This is a genomic window from Pseudomonas sp. FYR_2, assembly GCF_043106425.1.
GTDB lineage: Bacteria > Pseudomonadota > Gammaproteobacteria > Pseudomonadales > Pseudomonadaceae > Aquipseudomonas > Aquipseudomonas monteilii.
Genome location: NZ_JBICMM010000018.1, coordinates 56,579 through 70,906 on the forward strand (window position 1 = coordinate 56,579; position 14,328 = coordinate 70,906).

The following is a 14,328-nucleotide window of genomic DNA, read 5'->3' on the forward strand; positions in this document are numbered from 1 at the left end:
TGCCAGCGTTTGCGCCGGCTGGCAGCACCTCAGGCTCAACGGTATGCTTGCAACAGTTACGCGCCGCCGTGGCGCAGGTATTTAAGGAGTCAACGTGGAGTTTCTTGCCGAATACGCAAGCTTTCTCGCCAAAACCGCCACCCTGGTCATCGCCATCCTGGTGGTGCTGTCAGCCATCGCCGGGCTGCGCGGCAAGGGGCGGCGCAAAACGGGTGGGCAATTGCAGGTCACCCGCCTGAACGAGTTCTACAAGGACCTGCGCGAGCGCCTGGAGTCTGGCCTGCTGGACAAGGCCCAGCTCAAGGCCTTGCGCAAGCAGCAGGCCAAGGCGGAAAAACAGCAGAAGAAGGGCAAGGCCGAGGAAAAGGGCCGGGTCTTCGTGCTGGATTTCGATGGCGACATCAAGGCCTCGGCCACTGAAAGCCTGCGTAACGAAATCACCGCGCTACTGACCCTCGCCACCCCGCGTGACGAAGTGGTGCTGCGCCTGGAGAGTGGCGGTGGCCTGGTGCACAGCTACGGCCTGGCAGCGTCGCAGCTGGCGCGCATTCGTCAGGCTGGCATCCCGCTGACCGTGTGCATCGACAAGGTGGCCGCCAGCGGTGGTTACATGATGGCCTGCATCGGCGAGAAGATTGTCAGTGCGCCGTTTGCCGTGCTGGGTTCGATCGGCGTGGTGGCGCAGCTGCCCAACGTCAACCGCCTGTTGAAGAAGCATGACATCGACTTCGAGGTGCTGACGGCTGGCGAGTACAAACGTACCCTCACCGTGTTTGGCGAAAACACCGAGAAGGGCCGGGAAAAGTTCCAGGAAGACCTGGACATCACCCACCAGCTGTTCAAGGACTTCGTTGCACGCTACCGCCCACAGTTGCACATTGATGAAGTGGCCACCGGCGAAGTCTGGCTCGGGGTTGCGGCCCTCAACCGAAAGCTGGTGGACGAACTGCAGACCAGCGACGAATACCTCAGCGAGCGTGCGCGCACTGCCAACCTGTTCCACCTGCACTATGCCGAACGCAAGAGCCTGCAGGAACGCATCGGCATGGCGGCCAGCGGCACGGTGGAGAACACGGTGGTAGGTTTGTGGAGTAAACTCGGGCGTCTTCGCTAACACCTTGAACCCGTTGAAATTTTTTTTCGTTCAGGGGGTTGCAAGGTTAAAGGAATGAAGACATAATGGCGCCCATCGAAACGCAGCAAACTTTGAAAAAGGTTCAGCGTTTCAAGGAGATAGCAAAGCGCAAGCAGCTAGATCCGACCTTTGAGGCCGAGTAGCAAAGTGGTTATGCTCCGGATTGCAAATCCGTCTACGCCGGTTCGATTCCGACCTCGGCCTCCACCATTCGAAAACCCCGCAGAATAACGTCTGCGGGGTTTTTATTTGCGCGCTGGAAAGTCTGATCATTTCCGCTTGGGCGCTAGCCTTCAGGCAAGGTTACGCCACAGACAAAATCACGCGACCCCAGGCGATGCGAGCCGAACTCCACGACGTAACCTTTCCCTCGGCGCTGTGCTTCCGCTTCGGCGGTCTTCTGGTCGGCATAGACGTCGACGAAATGCCAGGGATGCCTGTCTCTCAGAACGCCCCATCCCAGAACCCAGCCCGCTCTGGAAGGATCTGGCGGTAGATGCTTGGCCAAGCTTCGAATCGACATGCCCATCTCCTCGTGTGTACAGGCTCGATGCTGCATCTTGAGCACTTAGCTTGAACCGCACCACCCATACGTGGTCATCAGAAGGGAGGGCGGTAATCACGCCCCGGTTCCCTCACCACGAATTGAAATGTTCGCAAGCTAACGTTGAGCTCAAGCCCATTCCACCAGCGAGGTCGTCAGGAAATGGATTATTCCAGCATGGTTGAAGCGTTGGACAAGATGTTGGAGAAAGCGGCTGCAACACAGGTGCCCGCCAACGAAAGTCAGCGATGCATCCGTAACCATTCATCCGCGACGTCGCCCATGGTGGACGGCGTCCCGCTCTTGATCCACGCCATGAAGGCTCGGTCGAACGTGAATGCCTGGCCACACTCGCCGAGCAGAAACTGACGCACCTTCTGCGTGTTGCGGTAGTGTTTGTCCAGGGGCGTGGTGCGGGTAATCGGCCCGGCGTGCCCGTCGAAGCTCATGGTCTGTTCCTTGACTATGAAAGGGGCAAAAGCCCGTGAATGATCATCCCCGGGCTTTTGGTCGTTCGAAATGATCGGCCTTCAGGCTATCAACCTTCGAACTGGATCACCATGCGGCCTTTGATCTTGCCTTCCAGCATCTCGTCGAAGATCTGGTTGATGTCCTCGATTGGCCGCAGGGTTACCTTGGGCACTACTTTGCCTTCAGCGGCAAACTGGAAGGCCTCTTGCAGGTCTTGCCGTGTGCCGACGAGCGAGCCAACCACTTCGATTCCGTCCAGCACCAGGCGGGGGATATTCAGGTCCATGGACTCTGACGGAAGCCCGACGGCAACCAGGCGGCCGCCTGCGCGCAGCGCATCTACAGCCGAATTGAATGCACCTTTGGCAACGGCGGTAACCACAGCTGCATGGGCACCCCCGGTCTTGGCCTGGATGACCTTCGCGGCGTCTTCGGTGCGCGAGTTGATCACCAGGTCGGCGCCCATTTCGCTGGCGAAGCGCAGTTGCTCTTCGTTTACGTCAATGGCGATCACTTTGGCGTTGAACACGTTCTTGGCGTATTGCAGCGCCAGGTTGCCCAGGCCGCCGAGGCCGTAGATGGCGATCCATTGGCCGGGGCGGATGTTGGAGATTTTTACCGCCTTGTAGGTGGTCACGCCGGCGCAGGTAACGCTGCTGGCGGCGGCGGAGTCGAGGCCGTCAGGTACCTTGACCGAATAATCGGCTTTGACGATGCAGGCTTCTGCCATGCCGCCGTCCACGGTGTACCCGGAGTTCTTCACTTCGCGGCACAGGGTTTCGTTGCCGCTGGTGCAATAGTCGCAATGCCCGCACCCCTGATAAAACCATGCCACGCTGGCACGGTCGCCTGGCTTGAGCGAGGTAACGCCCGGCCCGACTTCCTGGACCACGCCGATGCCTTCGTGGCCCAACACGACGCCGGTCTTGTCGCCGAAGTCGCCGTTTTTTACATGCAGGTCGGTGTGGCACACACCGCAGCATTGCATCTTCAGCAGCGCTTCACCGTGTTCGAGGGGGCGCAGGGTTTTCTCAACCACATCCACGCGACGGCCTGGCGCAACAACAGCAGCTTTCATAAGAGCCTCCGTGTCTATCCGAGTGAGCTTGGGTTATCGCCGGGTTAGCATAGCCCTTGCGTGGCCGTGCAAAACTGCTTCAGGTCATGGAGTGGGTGAGCGCCACAAAAGAAAAGCCCGCGGCAATGATGCGGCGGGCTGCAAGAACGTACGGAGCAGTGTCAGTGTGCCCATCCGTTTGTCAGTATTTCGTGAAGCGCAGGTCATGAGGCTGTCATCTGCGCAACACCATAAAAAAGCCCGCCATGAGCGGCGGGCAAAAGACGTTTGAAGGGAGAGCCTGCAGGTTGCGCCCGGTTGGTTAACCCAGGATTAAGTGGCAACGCATTGACCTCGGAACCTGATCAGCCTATACAGGCCTGCCATCACGCCAGGAGCCAGCATGCACGACGAAGACGACCTGCACGAACCCGAACACGATCACCTGCTCGACCATGAGTTTCTCTACGACGACGTGGAGCACGAGGCAGATGCCCAGGGCGCCGAGGATGAAGTGGAAGAAGACGAGGAAACGCTGGATGACCTCGATGACGAGGAGCGGGATCACCCAGCCTGGTTCGACGATTGCGAAGACGACTGACCTAGCGGCCGTCCACCGAGAAACGCCCTGGGCCGCTTACGGCCAGCAATAGCAGGCCGCCCATGATGGCGAGGTTTTTCAGGAACTGGGTCATGTTGGCGCTGCGCTCGGGGTCGACCATGTTCCAGAACGGGTGGCCCAGCAGCGCCGTGCCCAGCACGAACAGTGCGAACAGGAACGCCAGCGGCCGGGTATAGAAGCCCAGGATCAGCAGGATACCGACCACGAACTCCATGAGCACGGCAATCGCAGCCGCCAGCATGGGGGCAGGGGCACCCAGCGAGGTCATGTAGCCGACCGTGCCGTCAAAACCGGTCAGCTTGGCCCAGCCCGACAAGACGAAAAGGATCATCAACAGTACGCGGGCTATCAGGATAATGATGTCGCGTTGGCCATCAAACAGGGAGTAGCGCATGGCGGCGTTCCAGTGGACGAGTACAAGCTCCACTCTAGCAGCTGCGCGAGACATTGCCGGCAGGCAGCAAAAAGGCGCCGCAATGGCGCCTTTTCAACGAAGTTTGGTGCGAGTGGCGGGACTCGAACCCGCAAGGCTCACGCCGACAGATTTTAAGTCTGCTGTGTATACCAATTCCACCACACTCGCATGCTTGACGGGGTCGTAACGACCGGCTCGCTTCTAAGCAGAAGGGCTTCGCAATCAAGCGCGCTTTATAACCCATTGTTATAGTTGAGTCAACTGCAGCACCTATGATCAACAGAATGAAGGGGCGAGCGAACGGATAATTGACACTTTGCTGTCATTACGCCACTGTTGCCCTTTTATTGGATCCAAGAGTATGCGGCGATGACTCAGTCCGACGCTTGCGAGCGTGTCGTGCGCCCGCGGCTGTTCTGGCGGCTGCTGTTTGCGCAGGTGATCGTGTTGGGGGCTTTTCTCTACCTCAGCCTGGTCAGCCTGGGGGTTTACCTGCTGATGTTGGGGTTCGATGCCGATCATCCTCAACCGCAGCGGCTGATGGCCCTGGCAGGTGGCGGTGTTATCATGCTGGTTGGCCTGTGGCTGCTGAAAGTCGCCATGCCGCGACGCATCAGCCCGATACTGGTCGAGCCTGAACGGTGACCCACGGTAGCTGCACGGCTGTTTGTCACCGGGCGTGTTCGGCTAAGCTCATTTTGTTCCTCCCGCTGTGCCAGTGGAGCTTGCATGGTTTCAGCTGACTGCCCCGACCACCCCGTCATGCCTGCCCACCGCTACGAGCAGCTGGTTCAGTCGGTGGTGGACTACGCCATCTACATGCTTGACCCAGCCGGCCATGTGGTGTCGTGGAATGCCGGTGCGCAACGGATCAAGGGTTACCGCGCCGATGAAGTGATCGGCAAGCATTTCTCGCTGTTCTTCACGCCGCAGGACTGTGCCGACGGCCGCCCGGAGCGCTTGTTGCGCCAGGCGCTGGAGCAAGGTGTAGCGCAGGATGAAGGGTGGCGCGTGCGCAAGGACGGTACACAGTTCTGGGCCTTGGCGGCGCTGGACGTCATCCGCGACGACCAGGGCCAGATCATCGGCCTGGCCAAAGTTACCCGGGACATCACCGACCGCCGCGAGTCGGCGATGCAACTGGACGCGGTGCGCGCCCAGCTGTTTCAGGCACAGAAACTGGAGGCCCTCGGCCAACTGACTGGCGGGCTGGCGCATGACTTCAACAACATGCTGACCATCATCATCAGTTCGGCGCGCCTGGCGATAGCCACCCAGGACCCGGCGCGTGCCCAGCGCATGCTGCAGCATATTCTTGATGCCGGGCAGCGAGGCACTGAACTGACCCAGCAACTGCTCAGCTTTGCCCGCCACCGAAAACTCGACGTGGCGTGTGTAGCGCCGGCAGACCTTGTAGCGGCCACGCGTGGGCTCATGGAACATGCCCTGCCCAGTTCGATAGACCTGCAGGTGCAGTTGCAGGCAGACTTGCCGCTGATCGAAGTGGATGCCGGGCAATTGCAGATGGTGCTGCTGAACCTGTTGTTCAACGCTCGCGATGCCATCGCAGGGGAGGGCCGGATAGGCTTGACGGCCGAAGTGGTTGAACTGGCGGGCGAAGTGGAAGGGTTGCAGGGCCGTTTCGTGCGCTTTGTGGTGAAAGACAGCGGCGAAGGCATTTCGGCTGAAGTATTGCCACGCATCTTCGAGCCGTTCTTCACGACCAAGCCTTTCGGCAAGGGCACTGGCTTGGGCCTTAGCCAGGTATATGGCTTTGCCAGGCAGAGCGGCGGCGCCATTTTTGTCGACAGTGAGCCCGGCCACGGAACTTCCATGCAACTTTACTTGCCAACGTATCAGGACAAGACCCACAGCGATCTCGAAAGGTGAGCATCATGGCGCAGGCACTCAGGCGGCTGGCGACGGGTATCGAAGGGCTCGATGCCTTGCTCAAGGGTGGCTTGGTAGCAGGTGCCTCCTACATCATTCAGGGCCCGCCGGGCGCGGGCAAGACCATTCTCGCCAACCAGCTGGCCTGCGGCCATGTACACGGCGGTGGCCGGGTGTTGGTGGCCACCTTGCTGAGCGAGTCGCATGAGCGGCTGTTCCAGTACCTGGGCACGCTGGACTTCTTCGACCCTGCGCTGGTCGGCGACCAGATCCAGTTCGTCAGTGCCTTTGATACCCTGGAGCAGGAAGGGCTGGATGCCGTTGTGCGGCTGCTGCGCCAGGAAATCGCCCGGCAGCAGGCCAGCTTGCTGATCGTCGACGGTGTACTGAATGCCCGGGTGCGCGCGGAAACTGCGCTGGACACCAAGAAGTTCGTCTCCGAGCTGCAGGGTCATGCGGCCTTCGCCGGCTGCACGGTGCTGCTGCTCACCAGCGCACGGCTGGACGAGGGCAGCCCGGAGCACACCATGGTCGATGGCGTGATCGAGTTGGGTGAGCAACTGGTGGGCAGCCGCGCCGTGCGCCACATTCAGCTGCGCAAGACGCGCGGCAGTGGGGCGTTGTCGGGGCGCCATGAGTGCCTTATCGATGAAAGCGGCATGCATGTCTACCCTCGCCTTGAGGCGTTGTTCAGTCACCCCAGCCAGCTGGGCAGCGCCATCCCTGCACGCATCAGCAGCGGTGTGCCAAGCCTGGATGAAATGCTCGACGGTGGCCTGTCCACAGGCTCGGTCAGCTTGCTGATCGGGCCTTCGGGTATTGGCAAGACATCCTTGGGGCTGGCCTTTCTGGGGGCCAGCACTGCGCAATCTCCGGGGCTGCATTTCGGTTTCTATGAAACACCCGAACGCCTGCGTAGCAAGGCTGCATCACTGGGTTACGACTTTGCAGCGATGGAGCAGGCCGGCAGCCTGCAGCTGTGCTGGCAACCGACCACCGAAGGCTTGCTGGACCAGGTCGGGGCGCGCCTGCTCGAACGTGTCGAGGCGCAGGGCAGCAAGCGCGTGCTGATTGACAGCCTCGGGGCGTTCAGCCGACTGGCTGTCGACCCGGCGCGTCTCAATGCATTTTTCCGCGCCTTGACCGGTGAACTGCGCGCGCGTGACGTGAGCGTGATGCTGACCTGGGAAATGCGCGATATCTTCGGCTCGGAAATCAGCGCCCCGGCCCCGGACCTGTCGAGCATCGTCGACAACCTGATGCTGATGCGCTTCGTCGAGCTGGATTCGCAGCTGCGGCGCATGCTGTCGATCCTCAAGGTGCGTGACAGTCACCATGACCCTGCTTTGCACGAGCTGCTGATCGGGTCGCAAGGCATTACCCTGCGCAAGGCGTTCGAAGGCGCCTGTTGCGTGCTCTCGGGAACGCCGGTGCCGCAAGGGGGCGGGTGACGGAGCAGGCCCATGAACACCATCCTGATCGTCGATGACGAGTACCTGATTGCCGATATCCTCGGTTTTGCCCTGGAGGACGAAGGCTACCTGGTGGAAAAGGCAAGCAACGGCTGCAAGGCGCTGGAAGCGCTCAAGGAAAAGCGTGTTCAGCTGGTCATCACCGATTACATGATGCCGCTGCTAAACGGTGAAGAGCTGGTGCGCTCGATGCGTGAAGACCCGGCCTTGAGCGAGTTGCCGGTCATCCTCATGAGTGGCGCGCAGGCCAACCAGGGACGCCCGGAACTGTTCGCCGCCGTGTTCGACAAACCGTTCGACATGGACTGTATGATCGCCAAGGTGCACGAACTGCTCGGCACCTGAGGCGTGGGGCGATCAAGCGTGTCCGTGCGGCTTGAGGCAGGTCGCTCAGTGCGAGTCGTCGTGCTTTTCCGGCGCCGGGCTGCCGGCCTGGATGCGCTTGAAGATTTCTTCGCGATGAACCTGAACATCTTTCGGTGCATCGATCCCGATCCTCACCTGCATCCCTTTGACGCCCAGAATGGTGACTTTGATGTCATCGTTGATGACGATGCTTTCGCCAACCTTGCGGGTGAGTATCAGCATGTAGTTCTCCTTGGTGATGTAAAAGACCGCCAGGCTAATTGCCGTGGCGGCGGGAGCGGGTCCCTCTTCCTTCTCATTAAAGACGCTTTCGGCGGATAGTAATTCCCCGACAGACAAATTCTGTTGCGAGTCTTCAGTTGCAGGTGCCGAAGCAAACCGTCAGCGGTTTGTCGGTCAAGGTGCTCGGTGGCAAGAATAGGGGGCTTGGCGGCCAATGGGAAATTTCTTCGCATCATGAGGTGAATAGACAGGCTTAATGGTCATCCTGTTCCTCAAGTGCCTGCAGAAATATCAGTAATGCCACTTCTTCGGGGTTCAGCCCTTTGCGCACCCGACTTTTCGGCAAGTTGGCCAGGCGCCCCTGGGCATAGTGTTCAAGTACCGCAGGGTGGATATAACAACGCCTGCACACGGCGGGCGTATTGCCAAGGCGTTTGGCGACCTGGCGGACTGCTGCGGCGACCTGGCGTTTGGCCTCGGTGTCCGGCTCCCAGGCCAAGGGCTTCAGCAGGTCCAGGGCCAGGCTGCTGCCGGCCCAGGTGCGGTAGTCCTTGGCGGTGAAGTCGGCGCCGGTCAGTTGCTGCAGAAACTGGTTGACCTCGCTGGAGCCGACGCTGTGGCGCTGGCCGTCCTCATCCAGGTATTGAAACAGTGCTTGTCCGGGCAGTTCCATGCAGCGTTTGAGCAGGCTGGCAAGCCGCCGGTCATTGAGGGTGACGTTGTGCTCCACGCCGCGCTTGCCGCGGAACTGGAAGCGGATAGTGCTGCCTTTGACCTGCACATGACGGTTGCGCAGAGTGGTCAGGCCATACGACTGGTTGTCGCGCAGGTAGCGTTGATTACCAATGCGGATCAGGGTGTGGTCGAGCAAGCTCACTACCAGCGCCATCACTTTTTCCCGGTCCAGGCCTGGCCGTGCCAGGTGGCTCTCCAGTTGTGCGCGCAGTGCAGGCAGGGCCTGGGCAAAGGCCAGCATACGCCCATACTTGTGCTGGTCGCGCAGCTCGCGCCACTGCGTGTGGTAGCGGTACTGCTTGCGGCCACGCGCGTCGCGGCCGGTTGCTTGCAGGTGGCCCTGTGGGTCGGTGCATATCCACACATCCGTGTAGGCCGGCGGAATCACCAGTGACGCGATGCGGGCGAGGGTTTCGCTGTCGCGCACCCGTTGGCCATCGGTATCCAGGTAGATGAAACGGTCGCGCCAGCGACGCCGGGTCAGGCCCGGCTGGCTGTCGTCAACGTAGTGCAGGGTGCGTGGCAGGGGGCAGTCGAGCATGGGCGGCAGGCCTCAATCAAGTCACTGATCAATGGACAACGCCCGTGTAAAGGATGCTCAGCGCAATAGGGCCACCGACTTGATCTGGGCAAACAGCGCCTGACCCGTGTGCAGGCCGAGCTGGTCTGCCGAGAAGCGGGTGATGCGGGCGAGCAAGGCATTGCCGCCGGCATCCAGGCTCACCAGCACATGGGCCGGGTTATCGGCCGGGCGGCTTTCGCGCACACGCACCGGCAGGCGGTTGAGAATGCTCGATGTGCTGTCAGCCGTCAGCGCCAGGCTGACGTCCCGGGCTTGCACCTTTACTCGCAAGGTACTGCCCATCACATGTGCCGGATGGGCGATGCGCAACAGTGGCGCGCCGCTGCCGGGCAGACGCAGGTCGAGCAGGTCGTAGTGCGGGTCATGCCCCACCACCATGCCGTCGAAGACGACGCCGGCATCCTCGCCCTGGGCCAATGACAGGTCCAGGCGTGCCAGGGTTTCGCCGATCGCGCCGCTGGCCACCGCCTTGCCTTGCTCCAGCAGTACCAGGTGGTCGGCCAAGCGTGCCACTTCATCCTGGGCGTGGCTGACATACACCAATGGAATGTCCAGTTCGTCGTGCAGGCGCTCAAGGTAAGGCAGGATCTCGCGCTTGCGCGGCCCGTCCAGGGCCGCCAGGGGCTCGTCCATCAACAGCAGGCGCGGGCTGCTGAGCAGGGCGCGGGCAATGCCCACCCGCTGCGCTTCGCCACCCGACAAGGTAGCGGGACGGCGTTCCAGCAGGTGGCCGATACCCAGTAGCTGGCAGGCCTGGTCGAGGCTGACCTTGCGTTCGGCAGCGGCCACCCGGCGCCAGCCGAACTCAAGGTTGCCGCGCACTGACAGGTGCGGGAACAGGCTGGCCTCCTGGAACACATAGCCAACCGGGCGCAGGTGCGGTGCCTGGAAGTAGCGGCGGGTACTGTCTTCCCAGACTTCGCCGTTAACCTCGATGTAGGCGCTGGCGGCCCGTTCCAGCCCGGCCAGGCAGCGCAGGCAGCTGGTCTTGCCAGAGCCCGAGTGGCCGAACAGCGCGCTGATGCCGCGCCCCGGAAGGTGCAGGTCGACGTCCAGGGTAAAGTCGTCGCGCGACAGGTTCAGGCGCGCCACAATCGATGCGGTCATATCAGCTCCAGCCAGCTTTGCCACGGCGCCCGGCGTACAACAGGAGCAGCACCAGGAAAGAGAACACCAGCATGGCACCGGCCAGCCAGTGGGCTTGTGAATACTCCATGGCCTCGACGTGATCGAAGATCTGCACCGAAACCACGCGGGTCTTGTCGGGGATGTTGCCGCCAATCATCAGCACCACGCCAAACTCGCCCACGGTGTGGGCAAAGCCAAGAATGCTGGCGGTGACGAAGCCAGGCCGGGCCAGTGGCAGCACCACATGCACGAAGGTGTCCCACGGGCTGGCGCGCAGGGTGGCAGCGACTTCCAGTGGACGCTGGCCGATCGCACCAAAGGCATTTTGCAACGGCTGCACCACGAACGGCATGGAATACACCGTCGAACCGATCACCAGGCCCGTGAAGCTGAACACCACGCTGCCCAGGCCAAGCGCCTGGGTGGCCTGACCGAGCCAGCCGTGCGGGCCGAGGGCGATCAGCAGGTAAAAGCCGATCACCGTCGGTGGCAGCACCAGCGGCAGTGCCACCACCGCACCCACCGGCCCGCGCAGCCATGAGCGCGTGCGCGCCAGCCACCAGGCGATGGGTGTGCCGATAATCAGCAGGATCAGGGTGGTCAGGCTGGCCAGTTTAACGGTCAGCCAGATTGCCCCCAGGTCACTGGCATCCAGTGGCATCAGATTTCATAGCCGTAGGACTTGATTACCGCTGCGGCTTTTGGGCCTTTAAGGTATTCCACCAGCGCCTTGGCGGCGGCGTTGTCCTTGCCTTTGTTGAGGATTACGGCGTCCTGGCGGATCGGGTCGTGCAGGTTGGCTGGCACGATCCAGGCCGAGCCACTGGTCACCTTGCCGTCCTTGTAGATCTGCGACAGGGCGACGAAGCCCAGCTCGGCATTGCCGGTGGAGACGAACTGGAAGGCCTGGGTGATGTTCTGGCCTTCGACGATCTTGCCTTTGGTGGCTTCGGTGAGCTTCAGCTTGTCCAGCACCTGGGTGGCGGCCAGGCCGTAGGGTGCCGCTTTCGGGTTGGCGATCGACAAGTGCTGGTAGGTGTTTTTCTTCAGTACTTCACCCTTGGCATCTACGTAGCCTTCTTTGGCCGACCACAGGGCGAGGGTGCCGATGGCGTAGGTAAAGCGCGAACCGGGGACGATTTCTTTTTCGTCTTCAAGCTTTTTCGGGGTGGTGTCGTCAGCGGCAAGGAACACTTCGAACGGTGCGCCGTTCTTGATCTGGGCATAGAACTGCCCGGTGGCGCCGTAGGCCGCGACCAGCTTGTGGCCGGTGTCTTTCTCGAAGGCTTTGGCAATGGCCTGGATAGGGGCTGTGAAGTTGGCTGCGACCGCGACCTGAACCTCATCGGCCCAGGCCGTGTTGAAGGCGAACAGGCTGGCCAGGGCGGTGAAGGCCAGGTGGGACGGGCGGATACGCATGAAAACAGCTCCTTGGGGTTATCGTTATGTCCTGAACTATATAGCGATAGGCCATTTGCCGGGAAGAGGGCCAGCCTGCTGAAGAAGCCTAACGATAAACCACGGCCAGTGCCTGTTCGGCAATCGCCCGGGTCAAATCCCCGGCCGGCATGTGCCGGCCCAGCCGCAGCGCCTGCCCCGACCACAAGTTGCTGAAATCACTGTTGCCCTGCGGCTCGGCAATCGCCCGCAGTGGCATCAATGCTCCACCCGCCAGCGGGAAGCGCGGTGCAAGCGCGCTCATCGGCCCCAGCTCACGCATGATGCGGTTGTTGATGCCACGCGCCGGGCGCCCGGTAAACAGGTTGGTCAACGCGGTGTCGCTGGCAGAGGCACTGTCCAGGGCTTTGCGATGAGCCGGCGAAACCTTGGCCTCGGGGCAGAACAGATAAGCGGTTCCGATCTGAACAGCCGACGCGCCCAACGCCAGTGCCGCCACCAGGCCGCGGTGGTCACCGATACCGCCAGCGGCGATGACCGGCACACTGACCGCATCCACTACCTGCGGCACCAGGGCGAAGGTGCCGATCTGGCTGGTGATGTCATCGCTAAGGAACATGCCGCGGTGGCCGCCGGCTTCATACCCCATGGCGATGATCGCGTCACAGCCGTGGCGCTCCAGCCAAACCGCTTCTTCCACCGTGGTGGCGCTGGACAGTACCTTGGCACCGCTGGCCTTCACCCGTTGCAGCAGTTCAGCCTGCGGCAGGCCAAAGTGAAAGCTGACCACTTCCGGGCGCAGTTGCTCGACCAGTTGGCAGCTTTGCTCATCGAACGGCGCACGGTTGGACACCGGCGTGGGCGCCGAAAAGTCGGCCCCTGTTTCATTGTAATAACGGGCCAGGGCCTGCTTCCAGCGTACATCGCGCGCGCTGTCGGGCGCGGGTGGCTGGTGGCAGAAGAAGTTCAGGTTCAGCGGGCGGCCCGGGCAACCGGCGCGCAATGCGGCGATTTCCGCACGTATCTGTTCGCCGGTAAGCATGGCGCAGGGCAGGGCGCCCAGCCCGCCTGCCAGGCCCACGGCGATGGCCATGGGCGAGCCTGTCGCACCGGCCATGGGGGCCTGGAGAATGGGCAGCTCGATGCCCAGCAGATCGAGGATTCGGCGGTCGGGCCAATGGCTCATGCGGTTCTCCATGTGCGGGGCGGGCGGCGCTACAGGGGCTTGAAGCGGGTTTTACAAGGCCTTGCTGACCTGGATGTCGCTGATCTTCTCGGCGTCTTCGCCGTGGATCTTGCGCAGGGCTTCCAGGGCTTGCTCCTGAGAGGCATCCTGCATGAGTGCGAAGTCCCAGCGGCGCTGGCCGTCGAGCTTGTATTTGATGACGTACTTGATGGTCTGGGTCATGGGGGCCTTATCTGAGTTTCGACGACGAACGGCGGATGATCTTGATCTTGTGGGTCAGGGTCGGCTTGCGGGTGACCGAGATCGGGCGGGTGGTGACGGTATCGATGGTGATGTTCCAGAAGCCCGTGCTGGGTACGGTGATTTTCGCCGGGAACTTCTCGAAATGGCCGCCGTGGTAAGTGTGACGGCCGCCATTCTTGAAGCTGCGGAAGTTGGCGTCGTTCATCAGGCGGATATTGCAGCGCTGGGAGCACTCGATGACGACGATGTCGTCCTCGTTCAGGTGCTCGCGCTGGTGTACGAATTTCATGTGATGCTCCGCAAGGTTTGGATCTGCAAACGCAAACGATACCACGATGTGCCGTTACACTGCCGCGCTGTTCACCCGGCGCAGATAATTCTGCCAAAGCAGGGAGCAAAACCGCCCGGCTGTGGTCGAACCGAACTCTTGAAGGCAGAGGTGTTGCAAATGAAGTGGATGGTGGCCGCGTTAGCGGTGACGCTCGGTGGCTGCGTGAGCGTTACGGAGCTGGAGCAATCACGCGAAACGCTGGATGTGATTTCTGGCAAGAGCCCGCGTGAATATGCCGACTGCGTCAAGCAGAAGCTGGCCGATACCCGCGACCCGCTGACTGAAGAGCAGCGCGGTGACGGCCTGCGGCTGATCGTGCCGCAAAAACTCACGTCGGGTGCCGGGCCGGCGGCGCTTGTGGATATCGACAAGCGTGGCAGCGGTAGCAGCATCAAGCTGCACGAGCGGCTGAACAACTTCCCCCTGCGCCTGGGCGATGTGCGTACCGCAGCCACCCAGTGCATCTCCGGAAATTGATCTGAGGCAACGGACCTTCCGCTCTTTGCTTATATGTTTTAAGCCTAAACATA

At 61.5% G+C, this 14,328-nt stretch carries 19 protein-coding genes and 2 tRNA genes; 8 read left to right on the plus strand and 13 right to left on the minus strand.

Annotated elements, in window-relative coordinates:
- Positions 1-94: 94 nt before the first annotated feature.
- Both sohB and ACF8R4_RS07615 read left to right on the plus strand, forming a co-directional pair.
- The gene (gene sohB / locus ACF8R4_RS07610) at positions 95-1,114 is read left to right on the plus strand and encodes a protease SohB (protein ID WP_060497629.1); all 1,020 of its coding nucleotides are present in this window, start codon (positions 95-97) and stop codon (positions 1,112-1,114) included.
- Between the two features lie 154 nt (positions 1,115-1,268).
- Positions 1,269-1,342 (plus strand) — tRNA-Cys (locus ACF8R4_RS07615).
- Positions 1,343-1,421: 79 nt separating this feature from the next.
- Here ACF8R4_RS07615 and ACF8R4_RS07620 read toward each other — a convergent pair.
- The 3 genes from ACF8R4_RS07620 to adhP form a co-directional block, all read right to left on the minus strand.
- The gene (locus ACF8R4_RS07620; RefSeq protein WP_082426335.1) at positions 1,422-1,658 is read right to left on the minus strand and encodes a hypothetical protein; all 237 of its coding nucleotides are present in this window, start codon (positions 1,656-1,658) and stop codon (positions 1,422-1,424) included.
- 263 nt (positions 1,659-1,921) lie between these two features.
- A complete protein-coding gene (locus ACF8R4_RS07625) occupies positions 1,922-2,128 on the minus strand; it encodes a DUF6434 domain-containing protein (RefSeq protein ID WP_392492031.1) in 207 nt (68 codons plus the stop codon).
- Positions 2,129-2,217: 89 nt separating this feature from the next.
- Entirely contained in the window at positions 2,218-3,228 is a 1,011-nt protein-coding gene (gene adhP / locus ACF8R4_RS07630; protein WP_104834439.1) for an alcohol dehydrogenase AdhP, read from the minus strand.
- Between the two features lie 382 nt (positions 3,229-3,610).
- Between adhP and ACF8R4_RS07635 the strand changes: the two genes are divergently transcribed.
- Positions 3,611-3,808: a hypothetical protein gene (locus ACF8R4_RS07635; protein ID WP_016711430.1), complete on the plus strand. Its 198-nt coding sequence runs from the start codon at positions 3,611-3,613 to the stop codon at positions 3,806-3,808.
- 1 nt (position 3,809) lies between these two features.
- Here the strand turns inward: ACF8R4_RS07635 and ACF8R4_RS07640 are convergent, their stop codons facing one another.
- Positions 3,810-4,223 carry a DoxX family protein gene (locus ACF8R4_RS07640; protein WP_016711429.1) on the minus strand — a complete coding sequence of 138 codons (414 nt, stop codon included), beginning with the start codon at positions 4,221-4,223 and terminating at the stop codon, positions 3,810-3,812.
- A gap of 104 nt (positions 4,224-4,327) precedes the next feature.
- Positions 4,328-4,412: transfer RNA gene (locus ACF8R4_RS07645), tRNA-Leu, on the minus strand.
- 201 nt (positions 4,413-4,613) lie between these two features.
- Between ACF8R4_RS07645 and ACF8R4_RS07650 the strand changes: the two genes are divergently transcribed.
- From ACF8R4_RS07650 to ACF8R4_RS07665, 4 genes are all read left to right on the plus strand, one after another.
- Complete coding sequence (locus ACF8R4_RS07650) at positions 4,614-4,889, plus strand: hypothetical protein (RefSeq protein ID WP_060497626.1); 276 nt, start codon at positions 4,614-4,616, stop codon at positions 4,887-4,889.
- An 84-nt stretch (positions 4,890-4,973) separates the two neighbouring features.
- Positions 4,974-6,134 (plus strand): nitrogen regulation protein NR(II), encoded by a 1,161-nt coding sequence (locus ACF8R4_RS07655; protein WP_104834440.1) that lies wholly within the window; start codon positions 4,974-4,976, stop codon positions 6,132-6,134.
- Positions 6,135-6,139: 5 nt separating this feature from the next.
- On the plus strand, positions 6,140-7,585 hold the full coding sequence (locus ACF8R4_RS07660) for an ATPase domain-containing protein (RefSeq protein WP_164524780.1): 1,446 nt from the start codon (positions 6,140-6,142) through the stop codon (positions 7,583-7,585).
- A gap of 12 nt (positions 7,586-7,597) precedes the next feature.
- A complete protein-coding gene (locus ACF8R4_RS07665; protein WP_104834442.1) occupies positions 7,598-7,951 on the plus strand; it encodes a response regulator in 354 nt (117 codons plus the stop codon).
- A 45-nt stretch (positions 7,952-7,996) separates the two neighbouring features.
- Here ACF8R4_RS07665 and csrA read toward each other — a convergent pair whose 3' ends face one another.
- The 8 genes from csrA to ACF8R4_RS07705 all read right to left on the minus strand — a co-directional run bounded on the left by csrA (position 7,997) and on the right by ACF8R4_RS07705 (position 13,756).
- Positions 7,997-8,194, minus strand: coding sequence for a carbon storage regulator CsrA (gene csrA, locus ACF8R4_RS07670; protein ID WP_004375914.1), 198 nt, complete (start codon positions 8,192-8,194; stop codon positions 7,997-7,999).
- 253 nt (positions 8,195-8,447) lie between these two features.
- The gene (locus ACF8R4_RS07675) at positions 8,448-9,470 is read right to left on the minus strand and encodes a DNA topoisomerase IB (protein ID WP_104834443.1); all 1,023 of its coding nucleotides are present in this window, start codon (positions 9,468-9,470) and stop codon (positions 8,448-8,450) included.
- 57 nt (positions 9,471-9,527) lie between these two features.
- Positions 9,528-10,619: a molybdenum ABC transporter ATP-binding protein gene (gene modC, locus ACF8R4_RS07680; RefSeq protein ID WP_200928556.1), complete on the minus strand. Its 1,092-nt coding sequence runs from the start codon at positions 10,617-10,619 to the stop codon at positions 9,528-9,530.
- Between the two features lies 1 nt (position 10,620).
- The gene (gene modB / locus ACF8R4_RS07685; RefSeq protein ID WP_060497621.1) at positions 10,621-11,301 is read right to left on the minus strand and encodes a molybdate ABC transporter permease subunit; all 681 of its coding nucleotides are present in this window, start codon (positions 11,299-11,301) and stop codon (positions 10,621-10,623) included.
- Positions 11,301-12,059 carry a molybdate ABC transporter substrate-binding protein gene (gene modA / locus ACF8R4_RS07690; RefSeq protein WP_060497620.1) on the minus strand — a complete coding sequence of 253 codons (759 nt, stop codon included), beginning with the start codon at positions 12,057-12,059 and terminating at the stop codon, positions 11,301-11,303. The genes modB and modA overlap by 1 nt, the downstream gene beginning before the upstream one ends.
- A gap of 88 nt (positions 12,060-12,147) precedes the next feature.
- Complete coding sequence (locus ACF8R4_RS07695) at positions 12,148-13,224, minus strand: nitronate monooxygenase family protein (protein WP_186722875.1); 1,077 nt, start codon at positions 13,222-13,224, stop codon at positions 12,148-12,150.
- A 51-nt stretch (positions 13,225-13,275) separates the two neighbouring features.
- Positions 13,276-13,446, minus strand: a complete 171-nt coding sequence (locus ACF8R4_RS07700) for a hypothetical protein (protein ID WP_164524776.1) — start codon at positions 13,444-13,446, stop codon at positions 13,276-13,278.
- 7 nt (positions 13,447-13,453) lie between these two features.
- Positions 13,454-13,756 (minus strand): DUF1883 domain-containing protein, encoded by a 303-nt coding sequence (locus ACF8R4_RS07705; protein ID WP_003250918.1) that lies wholly within the window; start codon positions 13,754-13,756, stop codon positions 13,454-13,456.
- Positions 13,757-13,915: 159 nt separating this feature from the next.
- Here ACF8R4_RS07705 and ACF8R4_RS07710 point away from each other — a divergent pair, with 159 nt between their 5' ends.
- Positions 13,916-14,275, plus strand: coding sequence for a hypothetical protein (locus ACF8R4_RS07710; protein ID WP_060497618.1), 360 nt, complete (start codon positions 13,916-13,918; stop codon positions 14,273-14,275).
- Positions 14,276-14,328 lie beyond the last annotated feature (53 nt).

Bases quoted from the DNA above. Each gene is read 5' to 3' on its own strand.
- ACF8R4_RS07620 (WP_082426335.1), bottom strand. From the start codon at position 1,658: ATGTCGATTCGAAGCTTGGCCAAGCATCTACCGCCAGATCCTTCCAGA.
- ACF8R4_RS07625 (WP_392492031.1), bottom strand. From the start codon at position 2,128: ATGAGCTTCGACGGGCACGCCGGGCCGATTACCCGCACCACGCCCCTG.
- adhP (WP_104834439.1), bottom strand. From the start codon at position 3,228: ATGAAAGCTGCTGTTGTTGCGCCAGGCCGTCGCGTGGATGTGGTTGAG.
- ACF8R4_RS07635 (WP_016711430.1), top strand. From the start codon at position 3,611: ATGCACGACGAAGACGACCTGCACGAACCCGAACACGATCACCTGCTC.
- ACF8R4_RS07640 (WP_016711429.1), bottom strand. From the start codon at position 4,223: ATGCGCTACTCCCTGTTTGATGGCCAACGCGACATCATTATCCTGATA.
- ACF8R4_RS07650 (WP_060497626.1), top strand. From the start codon at position 4,614: ATGACTCAGTCCGACGCTTGCGAGCGTGTCGTGCGCCCGCGGCTGTTC.
- ACF8R4_RS07655 (WP_104834440.1), top strand. From the start codon at position 4,974: ATGGTTTCAGCTGACTGCCCCGACCACCCCGTCATGCCTGCCCACCGC.
- ACF8R4_RS07660 (WP_164524780.1), top strand. From the start codon at position 6,140: ATGGCGCAGGCACTCAGGCGGCTGGCGACGGGTATCGAAGGGCTCGAT.
- ACF8R4_RS07665 (WP_104834442.1), top strand. From the start codon at position 7,598: ATGAACACCATCCTGATCGTCGATGACGAGTACCTGATTGCCGATATC.
- csrA (WP_004375914.1), bottom strand. From the start codon at position 8,194: ATGCTGATACTCACCCGCAAGGTTGGCGAAAGCATCGTCATCAACGAT.
- ACF8R4_RS07675 (WP_104834443.1), bottom strand. From the start codon at position 9,470: ATGCTCGACTGCCCCCTGCCACGCACCCTGCACTACGTTGACGACAGC.
- modC (WP_200928556.1), bottom strand. From the start codon at position 10,619: ATGACCGCATCGATTGTGGCGCGCCTGAACCTGTCGCGCGACGACTTT.
- modB (WP_060497621.1), bottom strand. From the start codon at position 11,301: ATGCCACTGGATGCCAGTGACCTGGGGGCAATCTGGCTGACCGTTAAA.
- modA (WP_060497620.1), bottom strand. From the start codon at position 12,059: ATGCGTATCCGCCCGTCCCACCTGGCCTTCACCGCCCTGGCCAGCCTG.
- ACF8R4_RS07695 (WP_186722875.1), bottom strand. From the start codon at position 13,224: ATGAGCCATTGGCCCGACCGCCGAATCCTCGATCTGCTGGGCATCGAG.
- ACF8R4_RS07700 (WP_164524776.1), bottom strand. From the start codon at position 13,446: ATGACCCAGACCATCAAGTACGTCATCAAATACAAGCTCGACGGCCAG.
- ACF8R4_RS07705 (WP_003250918.1), bottom strand. From the start codon at position 13,756: ATGAAATTCGTACACCAGCGCGAGCACCTGAACGAGGACGACATCGTC.
- ACF8R4_RS07710 (WP_060497618.1), top strand. From the start codon at position 13,916: ATGAAGTGGATGGTGGCCGCGTTAGCGGTGACGCTCGGTGGCTGCGTG.